The organism is Sphingobacterium sp. G1-14 (assembly GCF_002196555.1).
GTDB lineage: Bacteria > Bacteroidota > Bacteroidia > Sphingobacteriales > Sphingobacteriaceae > Sphingobacterium > Sphingobacterium siyangense.
Window position 1 is genome coordinate 3,233,148 of record NZ_CP021381.1, and the last position, 14,376, is coordinate 3,247,523.

Below are 14,376 nucleotides of genomic sequence, written 5' to 3' on the forward strand. Positions count from 1 at the left end.
AATTTATTCTTAAAATATATCGTTTTGTCATTTTGTAAAAAAGAGAACCAATCAGATTTGACTCATGTTCCTATTAAAAAGACGATGAATACAGCAATTCAATTTGGTGATGCTATTTCAGATTATTTCCAAGAAAGCTCCCTATTCTTGCACGAAATAGCCCCAATGGAAAACCAACCGGACAGCTACAGTCTTAAGTCCGTATTTAGTCCATCCAAGGTTTCGGATCGAGATGCGGTCAATCGCAAACTTAACTCTCCAAAAAGTATGGCTGGCCCCGATCCAAGTGAAGAAGAACAACGCGACCGCACAACTAGAGAAAAGATTAATACAGAAGAGGATCAACATAAAGAGAAACCAGATCATTCAGAAGAAGATATTTATGATGCTGATTCAGATCAAAAAGAAAAGGACAAAAAAAACTCCCACAACTAAGGGAGTTTTTTTGTGAATATAACGAAGAGGTCCGAGTGACCTTTTCTAAGTGCTCCTTTAAGGTTTAGATTGTATAGCATTGATGCTATCCTTCCTAAGCGTGTCTGCTAAACTGGTATCCTTCTGCATGCTCATTTTTTGTTGCTCGCTTAAATTGTATCTTGTTTCATCGGCAGCGCTCGGCGCGATATTGTCCGCCTGACCACTTCCTTCTGCTGGATTTTTGTTTGGATTTTGGCACGCAAAGAATAGTGTGCTGCAAAATAATAACGTTCCCAAAACTACCGTGAATTTCTTTCTCTTTTTCATATTTTATTTTGTTTTTGTGATCAATCTTTTTCTTAAGAACCACATTCAGAACTTATTAGTTTAATAAAAACTGATAAAAAACAATCATTTAAACTTCTGCTTAAAAAAACAGACAGTTCCCACACTCCACTAAATACAGAAGGATACCCGTAATAAAGACATTTTTTAATGGAACAAATACCCAATTAACCGGGCCCAAATCGGTCGCCTATTTTTATCGGGACGCTTTCAATTGTGTACTCTTGTAGCGTTTAGGCCACAAAATAATCAATACGCAGGTGTACGTATTTTTCCCCTATGCCTGTTTAAACAAGTTTTAGATGAACCTGAAAACGTAAATGTAGCACTTTAATTGCACCTCCATGTATCAAATAAACATCAATCAATTTAACAAACGATACTATGAGCAATTCCAATTTGAATATTTTAGTCGAGGAAAAAAGAAGTCTTTTGAAACATTTTGCGGGAAAATTCACCAATGATCCCGATGAAAAAGAGGATTTAATTCAAGAGACGCTTATTCGTGCATTGAAATCGATCGATGATTTTATCCGTCATCCCAAATTAATGTCGTGGCTCTACGTTATTATGAAAAATGTTTACATTAACCAATATCGTAAAGCCAAACGTATAAACGACATCCATGAAACATACATCGGTCTAGAAAGCACTAACACTGTAGAATCCAATAAAAGTGACAGCAAGTTTATCGCTGATGATATTCAAAAAGCGATGTGCAGTTTGTCGGAAGAAAATTACCAGGTGTTTCAATTATTCCTTGAGGGATACAAATACCATGAGATCGCCACCTATTTTGGCATGCCTGAAGGAACAATCAAAACCAGGATACACATGACGCGAAAAAAACTTCAAAAACAACTTAAAATTTACAAATTAAAATAAAACAAAACGTAGCTTTTGAGGTTATCTACCTAAAGTAACTTAACCGGATAGCTGACAATTCGCTAAATAATAAATATATGAAATCAGAAGTTAAAACAAAAAATCAGCACAATATGGTCATTACGCTGATTATCTGTGGCGGTCCCATTGGAAAAGGAAATGGTAAGACCATTGTACAAGCGGTAGTTACGGACACATTAGACAAAAATCAAACTAAAGTAGAGACAGAAAAAGGTAAAAAATCTCCTTCTGTAAATAAAACAAAATAGATGAGAATTTACTCATAGAACATTGAAATTTATCCATAGAAAGGGTTGCTTTTGTTAAGAAAGTAACCCTTTTTAATATATTTTTCTTTCTATTTACCTGATAGTCCGTCTCCCCTTTCCTGTATAAAACCCTTGATTTATGTGAATAATACGCATCTTATTTTTTTCGAAAACCGGGGATGCCTCTCTTCCGTTCTTACAAAAAAGATTAAAAATTCACTCATCAGCATGATACAATGGAAACCAAACTTATAAATGACCATAGAATGATCAACGATCTTATACAGATCAACCATGATCGAACTGCTGATTAACAAATGGCAACTGATATGGTCTCAAGCATTCACATAAGAAATTTAAATAACATTTTTGGGTTTAAGCATACGTTGACTTTGGAGATTATTATATGAAAGTAAAAGCCGGTTATACAAGAAAGAAAATAGGCAAGTCTTTTAAATATTTTGATACATCAGGAACAGAAGTATCTGATAAAAAGATCTTAGAAAGAATTATGAAACTGGTTATTCCACCCAACTGGAAGGATGTATGGATTGCCAAAAGTAAGACCAGTGATCTGCAAGCTTTTGGATTCGATCAAAAAGAGCGTAAACAATATATCTACCATACGAAATTCGTTGACCAACGACAAGCGGCAAAGTTCAGCAATATTCTTTTTATGGGTAAATATTTGCAAGAATTAAGAAAGATCAGCACTAAACATCTCAAACGTCAGGTTTGGGATATGGACAAATTGTGTGCAATTGCTTTTAAAATTATGGACAGTACATTAATCCGTATCGGCAATAAGCGCTATACATTGTCCAATAAGTCATATGGCCTAAGTACACTGGAAAAAAGGCACGTCACCATCGAAAACAACACGATATCTTTGGCTTATAAAGGCAAAAAGGGGGTTTTTCAGCAAAAGTCATGGTCCAATAGGCAACAAGCTAAGCTTCTGGAAGAACTTTTAAAAATGAAGGGAAAAAGGATATTTCAGATTGATAGTGCTACGTGCGAAAGCACGTTCTGCGGTGCCGCCTTTAATCAGTATCTCCGGGAGAATTCTACGGGTCAGATCAGCTGTAAAAGCATTCGTATTTGGGGAGCCAGTCGAGAAGCTTTTTACCAGCTCGCCCAAACAAAACAGGCAGATACACTTAATGCGCGAAAAAGACAGTTAAACAAGGTCATTAAACATGTTGCTGAGCAACTCGGTAATACAAAGACTGTTTCACAGACATATTATATCCATCCCGACATACAACGTTTATTTATGGAGGGAAGATTCCCCAGCATAAAAAGTAAATTACCGCTCGCGAAATTAGAGGATAAATTATACCGTTTTCTGCTTAAACACACCGCTAAGGCAATTGTTTAACGCCCAAACCTAAACCATTTGTCCAGTGGATGGCGTAGGTTGTTCATCCAGCATGCTGCCATATCCATGGCAGCCACCGAAAATGTGATACCATTTCCACCGAAACCACACACAAAATATGAGTTTTTAAACTTTTCATGTTTTCCGATATAGGGCAATCCATCTTTGGTTGTTCCAAATGTACCAGCCCAGGCAAAATCTGCGTGAAAGACCCTATTGGCAATAATTTTGTTAAATGACTTTTCCAATTTAAGTGATTTTGCTGAAATGAGACTATCTCGCTTAACAGGGTCTTTGAATTCTTCATCTTCGCCCCCAATCAGAAACCTATGATCGTCTGTGGTGCGCATATACAGATAAGGTTCAGCGGTATTCCAAATAAGCAGATCGCGATACCGATCATAATTGTCTTTATCGACTTCTGACACGATTGCGAAGGTACTCAATAGATCGACAAATTTTTCAGGAATAAGGTTTGTCGTTTCGTATCCTGTACAATAAATAATTTTCTTCGCTTTGATTTTAGCGCCTGTTGAAGTGGTTACAAGATTATGCCCCGACTTATATAATACAGTGTCTAAGGCTGTTTTGTCGAAAATCAATAATCCCTTTCTAACGTTGTATGCCAGCAGTTCATGTGTAAAGCAAAAGGCATCTATGCTTGCCCCTAGAGCAGAGAGAATCCCAGCATAAGCGCCATATATAGCATAACGATCCTTGATATCTTGTTCCGTCAACCATTTAACGTCAAAACCCGCCGCTTGTCGGGCTTCAAACTCTTGCTTCAACCAGGAGATATCTTTTTTCCTTGCCGCGTAGTAGAGTGATTTTTTTGTTCGGAAACCAGCTTTGGACCGGATTTTCTTTGCGATTTTCCCCAATTTGACAATTGCTTCACCGCAGGCGCTGTAGCTCGCTATTGCGCCCTCTTCACCAATTAATTCCTTTAATCTATACAAAGGCACATCAATTTCATATTGCAACATAGAGGTTGTTGCCGCCGAACTCCCATTTACAATTTCACGCTTGTCAATAAGAATACATTTCTTTCCATCGTTTATGCATTGATGTGCGATCAGGGCCCCTGTAATGCCGCCCCCAACGACAAGAACATCACAGCTATTATCATCTTGCAAGGAAGGGTAACTATTAAGAAGACCGTTTTTTATTAACCAGAAAGGTTCATTTGACTTTAAATCCATTGTAGTAAAAGCATATTGAATGTTTGTATAACTGTTTCTTTCCAGAATAGTTTGGCGGACATTTTATAAAAATTCAAACCATTTGATCATTACCAAGGTTATCCTATTAGCAATTAATAGATTACTTATGCGAGCAATTTGGACCGGGGCTATTGGTTTTGGTTTGGTCAATATCCCAATTAAAATATATAGTGCAACGGAGAGTGCTGCTTTAGATCTGGATATGCTTGATCGAAAAGATCTGTCCAATATTAAATTTAAGCGGGTAAACGAACAAACCGGCAAAGAAGTAAAATGGGACAATATCGTTAAGGGATATTTCATGAAAGATCATTATGTCGTATTGGAAGATGCGGATTTTGAAGACGCAAGTCCGGAAAAGACCAAACTTATCAATCTTCATGCTTTTGTCGAACTGACGGATGTGGACAGTATATATTTTGAAACGCCCTACTATCTGGAGCCACAGAAAGGTGGAGAAAAAGCCTATCAGTTGTTGCTCAAAGCATTGGAAAAAACTAAAATGGCGGGCTTAGGATCTTTTGTGATGCGAAATGTAGAACATCTAGCCCTTATAAAGCCTTATCAAAATGCATTGGTTTTGAATAAAATACGTTATCAACAGGAAATCAGGGCACTTGATGAGCTTAAATTACCTAACACAATTAAAATTCAAAAAGCAGAAATGGATATGGCTACACAGCTGATCAAGCAACACAGTACATCTTTCGATATCAGCAGCTATAAAAACGAATATATGGACGACCTGCTCAAAATAATCAAACAAAAAGACAAGGGTAAACGTCCTACCATTCGAAAGATGAAGGTAGAGCATACAAAAGCGGACGATTTGCTTGCAAAACTTAAAGCAAGCCTTGGTTAAACAAAATACCCTGTGCCATGATACGTAAACTAAAGTCGGGACAATATCGAATATATGCCAGGCATCCAGATAAAGAGACGAACAGACGTCGGAACATGGGTACTTTTGATACCCTTGCGGAGGCAAAAAAACACGAGCAAGAAATTCAATATTTTAAGCATAAGAAGTGAAATAAGATGAAGAATATCATACCGGAACAGAAAGAAGGCAAGCACCTGGATTGCTTTGAATCCCTCGAATTTGCAAGTGAGGCTATTGCCGATTTAGCCTATACTTCGGCTATAAACAATCTTAGAAAGGTCAATCATTGGTATGAACTCGCTCAGATTCCTTCCACTGTATTTCAATTAACGACGGGTTATGGTACTCCAATAGATCGTTTACTCGAATTACATGATTATATCAGACTCGATATTCCAGGACCGGGACTTCCCAGTAGTAATGGTTATGATTGGGTGAATGTAGTCAGTCTCATATCAGACAAAACGGACGATTATAGTGTTTTTGCCATAACATTAAAACCTTGCCCCGATCCTAGCCATCCTGGGGATAAAAATACAGCTCATTTTTTTGAAGGGATTTCATCTTCAACCTTTTTGATCGAACAACGGAGGAATAGTATTTTGTTCCAGTACGCCGGAAGAAACGAGATCATCAATGTCGACAATGAGAATATAAGTGATAATGTCAGGAATTATGTCATTGGTCTAGCAGCTAAAATGGGGGCATCTTACCCACAATGGAAATCACTTCTTAAAGGGATGGCTCATGCAATCGCCAAAGAGTTTAATGTTCAGCATTAGTTCCTTCTGCCGAACGGAAATTTGCAGCAGCTTTAATTTAAAAGTAAAAAAAACAATAAGACAATTTTATATAACTTTATAACGTTCTGTTAGCAAAGATTCGATTTATGTAGTCGTAATTTTTTTTGTATATTTATGTATATCATAAGAAGTTTTGGGGTATTATGAATCATACATTTCAACCGAACAATCAAACCATCATTACGCTTCAATCTTTTGGCAGTCTGGTCATCTTAGATCGACATTTTAATGTCGTTGGGGTAACCGAATCTGTCGTAAATGATCACGACGCCAAAGAGAACCTATTAGGAACTCATTTCTTTGATAGCTTTAGCAATACATTTGGTAAAGCGTTATCCAAAATCAAAAATGCAGTAACTGATCTACTTGAAAACAGGCAGTCGCGCCATATTTTACCCATTAAAATGAGAAAAGAACGTGTCTACGTAAAATTACGAAGACACGATGAATACTTCTATATCGAGTGGGAACAACAACACAAAAAATACATTGCCGCGAAAAAAATAAATGAGCTTAATTTTTTGCTGGATACTATTCAACCGAATAATTGGGACCGTGTTTGTTCGGCCATCAACAAATTACTGAATTACGATCGGGTTTTCGTTTTGCAGGTTCAGGAAACGGGATATAGTTCCGTGATTGCTGAACATACAGCAGATGGACAAGCCCATTTCAGAGGAATGGAGTTCTCGAAAGACTTCATGCCTGAAGAAGTCTTGTCGTACTATCGGAGCTATTCATATCGATATGCTCCCAATATTAATATCGAGGGACAGGAATTCTACTATACTGACGAAGGAATTGATCCGGTCTCGAGTTTATTATCACCTCTACCTGAACTTCATCGGCTTTTTTTAAAAAAGATAAATGTACAAAGCGCCTTGTTTTTTAGAATCTGTATCGATGATGACTTTTGGGGTCTTGTGGTCGCACAGAACGATGAAGAGCGGCTAGTCGATCTGCAGCAGCGAAAACTATGTACGTTTGCCATCCAGGCAGCCACCAGCAAGTATGAGAGCCATGTCAAACAGAATCTGTTGGAAAGAACGGAGCTTCTTAAACTTGCCGAAGAAGAGTTAAAAAGGAGTCTTTCTGAAAATAAAATGGTGAATTGTGCTTTGATACAGCATATGGATATTCTTACCCAGCTGGTCAATGCAGATGGATTGGCCATATTTAATCAGGGCGATGTCTTTAACTATGGTCATTCTCCGCAGAAAGCACAATTTTATGAAATTATTCAATTCCTACAAAAACATACCGATAAAGCCCTCTTCAAAGATTATAACTTTCGGCTGAATCATCAAGATAACTTTAACGATAAACTTGATTTTGCGGGCCTCATGTATCTAAAGGTTGGCTTGGAAAACGATTATTACCTGGTTTGGTTTAGAAAGGAAAACCGCAATCAGGTGATGCAGATGGAGCTGAAAAATGAGCCACATGAAAGCAAACAGCTCAAAATCTGGGAAGATATGCGCTATGACGTTGCCAAACCCTGGAATGATGCTGAAATCAATTTTGTCCTTCGTCTGAATCAGATTATCAAGGAATCCATTTTTGCAAAACTAAAGGAACGTCAGTTGCTGAATGAAGAGCTTCTGAGCTTGAACAATGAGTTGGAAATGTTTACACATACCCTTTCTCATGATTTAAAAAATCCCTTGTCCATCTTAAAAATGGGCATACAGTTTCTACAGCAGCACTCCGACAATATTGATTTTACAAAAATCAATAAGTGGTACCAGAATTTCAGCAGAAGCGTTACAAACATTGAAGATATTATCAACAATATGGTCCAGTTGAGCCAGCACCGTTCTAGCGTTTTAGACAAGGAACCACTTCCTATGGCCTATACAATTCAGCGCATATTTCAAGAAAACAGCATTTTATATAACGTCAATAATTGCCAGCCCACTTTTGGTACCCTATTACCAATTTGGGGCGAAAAAAGTGCCGCGTATCAAATTTTTTCCAATCTAATTATTAACGCAATAAAATATTCGGCACAATCCGAAAGACCTTTAGTGACAATAGATAGTTCTCATGAAGATGACTATACCCATTATCAGATCAAGGATAATGGTATTGGCATACCAAGTGACCACCTGCCCCATATTTACGAAATGTTTACCAGAGCCGACAATGTGGGATCAATACCTGGTACGGGCATTGGGCTTTCGCTGGTGAAACGGATAATGGAACGATTGGGAGGAAGTATCGAAATTGAATCAGAGGTCGGTTTGGGCACCATTGTCCACCTTTACTTCCCGATTGTCAAACCATTTCCTGAGCAAATGCTACTCGATTGATCTTTGTTTCAAATCCTGAAATCTTTCAAACTATTTTCCATCTAATGTTGTTCATTTAAGGAGAGTATACCATCCAATAAAAAGGATTGTACCACTTAAAATGAAATCAAAAATGGAAGAGATATTGCAACATACAGTAGTAAAACGAGGTTTAATTATTGCCTATTATTTTAGTAACATCTGGTATCGTAAAGGATTGTTCGGGGAACGTACTGTTCCCGATCCAAATGACACTGATCCCATCGAACATCCTGAACCAGCTATAGATGAGACAGATCCGGAAGAAGAGGAAAATATCAACTATAAATATAAAGATCTGAGGACAGGAAACAGCACAAGACCTGGAAAGAAATCTCCCGCTACCCAGACCGAAAATGTCGAAAATCGGGCCATATCCAAAAAGACAGATTGACCGATTGGTCAATCTGTAAAGATGTTCAACTGTCCTTTTTCATCAAAAAAAACATCGCTGATAAAAACGATACGCTGATCTCCCGTCTTTAAGGTGCGGCCATGATATACACAGCGGATTTTTCCTTCCTTGTCCTGAAATAAACTATTGTGTCCAGTACCCGAAACCACCCCACCCCTATTGGTATTCTTTTCAATGATTGGATTAGATGCCGATTTTTGATAGCTTCCTAAAGGAGTTGTTGCTGTCGCATAACCAACAGCATAATTGGCTCCTGCAAAATAATTGGCCGAATACATCATATAATATAATCCGTTTTCTTTGACCAAAAAAGAACCTTCAGTCCATCGTCTATTGACCTCACCTGAAGTAACTGATCTACTTTCCCATTCTGATTGTGCATCGTTCATCGTAACTGGGGGGCGCATTAAAAGAAGGGGACTACCGATCACCTTCGTCATACTGCTATCCAATTCGACTCCGTAAACCCAGCTTTCTTCAATATTTTTATAGCCAAATTTCTTCTTCGCCCAGGTTGCAATTTCTGATTCAACAGGATGTTCGTAGCAGCAACGTGAATAGAACAGATAATTTCTATGGTCTGTATCTCTAAAAACATTCGCGTCAATGATGGGATATCCAGGATCAAAAATAGGTTTCCCGGTCAGATCTTTAAATGGCCCCAATGGACTATCCGCCACTGCAATTCCTATACGATAGTTTTCTAGGTTTTTTTTGGGATTTTCTTTCCAATGAGCACTATAATACATGTAATATTTGTTATTCACACGATAAACTTCAGGAGCCCAGAAATCCTTTTCCCCCCAACCATTCGGCTGTTTGGCATCGTATACTTTTCCCTCCTTTTTCCATGTCTTTAGATCTTTGGAACTATAGGCTATAAATCCATTTTCAGTCCCGCCGGTTCCATATAAATAGTATTGATCCGAAGGTGGATCGAATACAATAAAAGGATCACCAAAGGCTACATCTGTTTGATAGGATTTTCTAGTTTGTCTCAGTTGTTTGTCTGTGCTTAAAAAGCGAAACTTTGCAGTTTCGAATTGGGGAACCAAGACACCACTGCTATCTGCCACAAAATGAATAGGCACTAAGGCTGTCCGCCGAGGTGCAACGTTTTCATCTGAAAAATGTGTGTGACAGACGTAATACCATTGTTTTCCTTTTTTGAAAATGTCGCCATGTCCAGTTCCAGCAAATCCACTATTCTTACGGCTTAATGCAGGCTGACCTTCTAGTTTTTTCCAGGGTCCATAAATATTTTCAGCGATAGCAACGCCCACAGCGTAGTCCTTATTCCGAAAATCATTCGCCGAATAGAACATATAATAATATTTTCCCTCTCGAATGACGGTGGGACCTTCACTTACTGTCCAGTCGGCATTTGCCGTATTTTCCCAGGGAAGTTCTGCATGGAGACATTCTTTCAGCGTTTCTTCCTTTATTCCGGAATAATCTGACTTCAGCTCCGCCACAAAAATTCTATTCCCTTCCTTTAACCTTACATGAAATAGGTATTTTTTCCCATCTTTATCATGGAATACAAATGGATCAATTTGCTTTTGCCCGATAGCAATTGGCACTTTGGCAGTTTGCTTAAAAGGACCTGTTGGAGCATCAGCGACTGCGATTGCAATATGCTCATCGGCTGTGTAAGCCATATAAAACTTACCATTCTCAAACCATACTTGCGGAGCCCAAAACCCTTTTGATCCAAAGATATCGCCCTTTACAGCCGCAAAACCTGAATTAACTCCCTCCAGACTTACCCAGGAATCTAAATCCTTGGACTGGTATACTTTAAAGCCCTGCTGTTCATGTTGATCACCATTCGTACCGTAGAGGTAATAATATCCTTTGTGATAGAATATGGTCGGATCCGCTTGAAAAATGCCGTTTATCGGTGTGTGTACATTTTCAATTTGGTTGTTTATCGTTTGCGCAGAAGTCCTTTGGACAAAAAACAGCAAGAGAGCAATAGGCAGCAAATATATTTTGTTCATTGATTATAAAACATCATAGAGGTGAAAACCTAAAATTGAATAAATATTTGCTAAAACTGGAGGTAAATTGTATCAATTGAATATCATTTTGTATCAATTTAAAAATCTCCTGACAAAATTATCGAAATTCATTCCTCTTCTATTTCCACAACCCCATTTTACTATCCAGACTTTTTCTATCCGAAAACATTTCGATATATACACCAACATACTGACACTATCTTTACGGATCAAAATTTCCCTGATCATTTGCCGGGAAAATTTTCGCTAATTTAAAATGCCTCTTTCAAAAGCAAACTTAACCAGATGTGCCGTGTTTTTTACGCCCGCTTTGTCTATGAGATTCTGACGATGCCCCTCAACAGTACGCTTACTTAAAAAAATCTTATCTGCAATTTCGACATTCGTGTAGCCTTCCGCAATCAGTTTTAATACTTCCAGTTCCCGCTCCGAAATATCAAAATCCGTCTGCAATTCTCCTGGGATCTGCGCATAGCTTTGACCAGAACGGACTTGATCTAAAAGTATCATGGCGATCTCTTCGCTCATGTACCGTCCACCCTTAGCAATATGATTCAACCCGAAAAGCAATTCGTTATAGCCAACATTTTTAACCAAATAGCCAGCAAGACCAGATTCAAACGCTTCAATGACATAATTAATCTGATTGAGCATGGATAGTATAACCACTTTAATAGAGGAATACTGTGTGTTTAGGATCTGAAGCAATTCCATGCCGTCCATTTCATCCATACTGATATCCGTTAAGACGATATCAGGAACAGGATTTGCCCTCAGGAAGTCAAGCGCCTCTTTGCCATTCGACGCTTCGCCAACGACTTCAAATCCTTCTTGAGATTCTAATAGTAATTTTATTCCGTTACGTACAACCATGTGGTCTTCAACCAATAGGATTTTTATCATTATTATCTTTTTAAATAGTCAATTTTAGTAAAATACCTGCCGCAAGCGTATCATTCATAATCCGCGCATTGTAAAGCTCGGCAATCTTCATTAAACGCATTGGGCTGTTTTCGAGTTTTGATACTGACAAGGCTCCTCCTTGCTGAAAAAACGGTGATACTTTAATAAGGATGTCAAATTCGATCACCTGCACTGAAATTGAGATGGCCTGTGCGGGTATCTCATCATTTAAGTACTGAAAAATAGCTGTCAAGAGTTTAAATAAATGAACTTGTGACGGTTGATGCAGTTCTCTCAGATGCGGATCAAGTAGCGTATCAATTGTAAAACCAGATCGTTTTTTGTAAGTGGCCACGACTTCATCAACGGCATGGAAAATTCCCAGATCATTTAATATGGGATTATATAGCAATCCAGCTTTATTGCGGATTTCTACAACTAAGGAAGTCAATGAATCACTTAGGCAACGTAATTCTTCAAAATCACCATAGCGATTTGTAAAATTCTGAAGCGATATACGCATTCCATAGAGCTCCTGTGCCAATTCATCACGAAAATACCGTCCTATTTTTCCGAGATCTTCCTGTTGATTTCTAATAATCGATTTATAAAAGTCTTCTTGACTACCGTACCACACCTCCTTTAATTCCGACTGATCTTTAAGACCTTCAGATTGCCCTTTCGGACTATCTGATAAGTCAAAGTATGTTTTTTTGTTCACGTCCCCCATATTGTTTTCCATTTCATGTTGTAACTAATAACCACTTCAGGGCACGAACAGTTTTAAAAATTAACACCTATTTAGATAAAAGATGTATCCTTTAAAGTACTACGTATAAATACGTATATAAAAAAGATAAATGGGGGAATTTAAACAGGAAAACACTTGTTGTTAAAGTAAAAAAGTTACAATAAAACATTTTCTCGCCTCCAAATAAATTATTCAAAATACTGTAAATAAGCTATTTAAAATAATAAATAAATATACCTACTTGATAGCGTTGAGCTCAGTCAACCCTTTTGCATTACTTTTTCTAGCATCTTAATTGCAGTGAGATAGACAAGATAGACACTTAAAATTTGATAATATGGAAAATACAACAATCGATCAACTGTTTAAGGAAAAAAGACCTACATTAAAATATTTGGCAGCGCAATTTACAAACGATCCGGATGAACGGGAAGATTTGGTTCAAGAGACCATGGTGAGGTCGCTAGCATCTATCGAAAAATTCCTGAAACATCCAAAATTGATGTCTTGGCTCTATATCATTATGAAAAACACGTATATCAATCAATATACACGTAACAAAAGGTTAGAGAATTACAGAAGCGAATACATCAGCACTGGTTATCGCAATGAAATAACAACCAATCGTGGAGAAGATAGTTTTGTTGCTTCTGACATTCAGCATGCACTCAATAATTTATCGAAAGACTATTACGACGCTTTTGCCATGTTTTTGGAAGGATTTAAATATTATGAAATTGCAGAGCACTTACAAATACCGGAAGGAACTGTGAAAACTCGGATACACATGGCACGAAAGTCCTTGCAAAAACAGCTTAAGATTTACTCAAAAAGTATTAATTAAAAAAATAGTCCTATTTTAAGAACAAAAAGCAGGTTATAGCCTGCTTTTTGAATTTACACCCCGTTATTTTGGCTATTATTGTTTGAGTCGCCACCCCTACCTCTGGATATATTTTTTATATTTAGGGTGAAACTTACTAATTATATCACTTTGAACATCATGTAGTATGAAGAAGCAAACAACCGCTATTTTTTTTATATGCTTGAGCAGCATAATTTTAATATCGTCGTGTGGTTCGGTATCAAAGGAAAGTGAAAACAGAATTCGTGTAAGTGGTGAAGGAAAGATTAGGATCATGCCCGACCAGGTCACCCTGACCATCAATACAACTTTCACAAAACCCAGAATGGTAGACGCGGTACGAGAAACACAAGCAACAGTCGACACCGTAATAGCGTTGCTCCAAAAATATGGGCATCAAAAAGAAGATATCAAAACGAGTAGCGTGTCTGCAAATAAAGACTATCAATACATTGGTAATACCAATAAATTTATAGGTTATCAAGCACAGCAAACCATCGATTTTGTTTTACACGATTTATCAAAATTCACAGAATTAACGGGAAAATTGTTAGAAACAAAAATTAGTGGAATCGGCTCCATCTCATTTGACCACTCCAAAGCAGACAGTATTTTAAGAGAAGCAGATCTTATTGCATATGATGATGCTTTAAAATCGGCAAAAAAACTTGCATCTAGGGCTGATGTTAAAATCGGAAAACTGCTATTTCTGTCCAATGATGGAAGCGCATCCAACGAATCAACGCAGTACAGAACAGGAATGGCTTTAGAAACATTCAATAAAGGCTATGGTGGTGAAGGTTTTAAAATTGCTCCTGAAGTTTTAGAATTTAAAAGAACGATATTTACGGAATTTGAAATCAAATAAGTGCCAACCGATTC

General features: G+C 37.6%; 16 protein-coding genes. 11 read left to right on the forward strand and 5 right to left on the reverse strand.

Annotated features, from left to right (window positions below):
* The first annotated feature begins 84 nt into the window (after positions 1–84).
* Positions 85–435 carry a hypothetical protein gene (locus tag CBM24_RS13620; protein ID WP_088161635.1) on the forward strand — a complete coding sequence of 117 codons (351 nt, stop codon included), beginning with the start codon at positions 85–87 and terminating at the stop codon, positions 433–435.
* 57 nt (positions 436–492) lie between these two features.
* Here CBM24_RS13620 and CBM24_RS13625 read toward each other — a convergent pair whose 3' ends face one another.
* Entirely contained in the window at positions 493–744 is a 252-nt protein-coding gene (locus CBM24_RS13625) for a hypothetical protein (RefSeq protein WP_088161636.1), read from the reverse strand.
* A 402-nt stretch (positions 745–1,146) separates the two neighbouring features.
* On the opposite strand from CBM24_RS13625, the gene CBM24_RS13630 reads away from it, so the two are divergent.
* The 3 genes from CBM24_RS13630 to CBM24_RS13640 all read left to right on the forward strand — a co-directional run bounded on the left by CBM24_RS13630 (position 1,147) and on the right by CBM24_RS13640 (position 3,297).
* Positions 1,147–1,647: an RNA polymerase sigma factor gene (locus tag CBM24_RS13630; RefSeq protein ID WP_088161637.1), complete on the forward strand. Its 501-nt coding sequence runs from the start codon at positions 1,147–1,149 to the stop codon at positions 1,645–1,647.
* Between the two features lie 77 nt (positions 1,648–1,724).
* Positions 1,725–1,916, forward strand: coding sequence for a hypothetical protein (locus tag CBM24_RS13635; RefSeq protein ID WP_088161638.1), 192 nt, complete (start codon positions 1,725–1,727; stop codon positions 1,914–1,916).
* Between the two features lie 406 nt (positions 1,917–2,322).
* Entirely contained in the window at positions 2,323–3,297 is a 975-nt protein-coding gene (locus CBM24_RS13640) for a DNA topoisomerase IB (RefSeq protein ID WP_088161639.1), read from the forward strand.
* On the opposite strand, the gene CBM24_RS13645 is transcribed toward CBM24_RS13640, so the two are convergent.
* Positions 3,294–4,499 carry an NAD(P)/FAD-dependent oxidoreductase gene (locus tag CBM24_RS13645; RefSeq protein WP_088161640.1) on the reverse strand — a complete coding sequence of 402 codons (1,206 nt, stop codon included), beginning with the start codon at positions 4,497–4,499 and terminating at the stop codon, positions 3,294–3,296. The two genes, CBM24_RS13640 and CBM24_RS13645, sit on opposite strands and share 4 nt — an antisense overlap.
* A 127-nt stretch (positions 4,500–4,626) precedes the next feature.
* Here CBM24_RS13645 and CBM24_RS13650 point away from each other — a divergent pair, with 127 nt between their 5' ends.
* The 5 genes from CBM24_RS13650 (at position 4,627) to CBM24_RS13670 (ending at position 8,930) form a co-directional block, all read left to right on the forward strand.
* The gene (locus CBM24_RS13650) at positions 4,627–5,382 is read left to right on the forward strand and encodes a Ku protein (protein WP_088161641.1); all 756 of its coding nucleotides are present in this window, start codon (positions 4,627–4,629) and stop codon (positions 5,380–5,382) included.
* A 17-nt stretch (positions 5,383–5,399) separates the two neighbouring features.
* Positions 5,400–5,552: a hypothetical protein gene (locus tag CBM24_RS27565; protein WP_088161642.1), complete on the forward strand. Its 153-nt coding sequence runs from the start codon at positions 5,400–5,402 to the stop codon at positions 5,550–5,552.
* Between the two features lie 6 nt (positions 5,553–5,558).
* The gene (locus tag CBM24_RS13660) at positions 5,559–6,185 is read left to right on the forward strand and encodes a hypothetical protein (RefSeq protein ID WP_088161643.1); all 627 of its coding nucleotides are present in this window, start codon (positions 5,559–5,561) and stop codon (positions 6,183–6,185) included.
* A gap of 164 nt (positions 6,186–6,349) precedes the next feature.
* Positions 6,350–8,518, forward strand: a complete 2,169-nt coding sequence (locus CBM24_RS13665) for an ATP-binding protein (RefSeq protein ID WP_088161644.1) — start codon at positions 6,350–6,352, stop codon at positions 8,516–8,518.
* 112 nt (positions 8,519–8,630) lie between these two features.
* On the forward strand, positions 8,631–8,930 hold the full coding sequence (locus CBM24_RS13670) for a hypothetical protein (RefSeq protein ID WP_157698457.1): 300 nt from the start codon (positions 8,631–8,633) through the stop codon (positions 8,928–8,930).
* 8 nt (positions 8,931–8,938) lie between these two features.
* Here CBM24_RS13670 and CBM24_RS27570 read toward each other — a convergent pair whose 3' ends face one another.
* From CBM24_RS27570 to CBM24_RS13690, 3 genes are all read right to left on the reverse strand, one after another.
* Complete coding sequence (locus tag CBM24_RS27570) at positions 8,939–10,954, reverse strand: glycoside hydrolase family 43 protein (RefSeq protein WP_198385906.1); 2,016 nt, start codon at positions 10,952–10,954, stop codon at positions 8,939–8,941.
* A 267-nt stretch (positions 10,955–11,221) separates the two neighbouring features.
* Positions 11,222–11,878 (reverse strand): response regulator transcription factor, encoded by a 657-nt coding sequence (locus tag CBM24_RS13685; protein ID WP_088161646.1) that lies wholly within the window; start codon positions 11,876–11,878, stop codon positions 11,222–11,224.
* Positions 11,879–11,888: 10 nt separating this feature from the next.
* The gene (locus CBM24_RS13690) at positions 11,889–12,620 is read right to left on the reverse strand and encodes a hypothetical protein (RefSeq protein ID WP_088161647.1); all 732 of its coding nucleotides are present in this window, start codon (positions 12,618–12,620) and stop codon (positions 11,889–11,891) included.
* Between the two features lie 346 nt (positions 12,621–12,966).
* Between CBM24_RS13690 and CBM24_RS13695 the strand changes: the two genes are divergently transcribed.
* Entirely contained in the window at positions 12,967–13,473 is a 507-nt protein-coding gene (locus CBM24_RS13695; protein ID WP_088161648.1) for an RNA polymerase sigma factor, read from the forward strand.
* 166 nt (positions 13,474–13,639) lie between these two features.
* Entirely contained in the window at positions 13,640–14,362 is a 723-nt protein-coding gene (locus CBM24_RS13700; protein WP_088161649.1) for an SIMPL domain-containing protein, read from the forward strand.
* Positions 14,363–14,376 lie beyond the last annotated feature (14 nt).

Excerpts from the sequence above, each read along its gene's own strand:
- CBM24_RS13620 (WP_088161635.1), top strand. The coding sequence starts at position 85 with ATGAATACAGCAATTCAATTTGGTGATGCTATTTCAGATTATTTCCAA.
- CBM24_RS13625 (WP_088161636.1), bottom strand. The coding sequence starts at position 744 with ATGAAAAAGAGAAAGAAATTCACGGTAGTTTTGGGAACGTTATTATTT.
- CBM24_RS13630 (WP_088161637.1), top strand. The coding sequence starts at position 1,147 with ATGAGCAATTCCAATTTGAATATTTTAGTCGAGGAAAAAAGAAGTCTT.
- CBM24_RS13635 (WP_088161638.1), top strand. The coding sequence starts at position 1,725 with ATGAAATCAGAAGTTAAAACAAAAAATCAGCACAATATGGTCATTACG.
- CBM24_RS13640 (WP_088161639.1), top strand. The coding sequence starts at position 2,323 with ATGAAAGTAAAAGCCGGTTATACAAGAAAGAAAATAGGCAAGTCTTTT.
- CBM24_RS13645 (WP_088161640.1), bottom strand. The coding sequence starts at position 4,499 with ATGGATTTAAAGTCAAATGAACCTTTCTGGTTAATAAAAAACGGTCTT.
- CBM24_RS13650 (WP_088161641.1), top strand. The coding sequence starts at position 4,627 with ATGCGAGCAATTTGGACCGGGGCTATTGGTTTTGGTTTGGTCAATATC.
- CBM24_RS27565 (WP_088161642.1), top strand. The coding sequence starts at position 5,400 with ATGATACGTAAACTAAAGTCGGGACAATATCGAATATATGCCAGGCAT.
- CBM24_RS13660 (WP_088161643.1), top strand. The coding sequence starts at position 5,559 with ATGAAGAATATCATACCGGAACAGAAAGAAGGCAAGCACCTGGATTGC.
- CBM24_RS13665 (WP_088161644.1), top strand. The coding sequence starts at position 6,350 with ATGAATCATACATTTCAACCGAACAATCAAACCATCATTACGCTTCAA.
- CBM24_RS13670 (WP_157698457.1), top strand. The coding sequence starts at position 8,631 with ATGGAAGAGATATTGCAACATACAGTAGTAAAACGAGGTTTAATTATT.
- CBM24_RS27570 (WP_198385906.1), bottom strand. The coding sequence starts at position 10,954 with ATGAACAAAATATATTTGCTGCCTATTGCTCTCTTGCTGTTTTTTGTC.
- CBM24_RS13685 (WP_088161646.1), bottom strand. The coding sequence starts at position 11,878 with ATGATAAAAATCCTATTGGTTGAAGACCACATGGTTGTACGTAACGGA.
- CBM24_RS13690 (WP_088161647.1), bottom strand. The coding sequence starts at position 12,620 with ATGGAAAACAATATGGGGGACGTGAACAAAAAAACATACTTTGACTTA.
- CBM24_RS13695 (WP_088161648.1), top strand. The coding sequence starts at position 12,967 with ATGGAAAATACAACAATCGATCAACTGTTTAAGGAAAAAAGACCTACA.
- CBM24_RS13700 (WP_088161649.1), top strand. The coding sequence starts at position 13,640 with ATGAAGAAGCAAACAACCGCTATTTTTTTTATATGCTTGAGCAGCATA.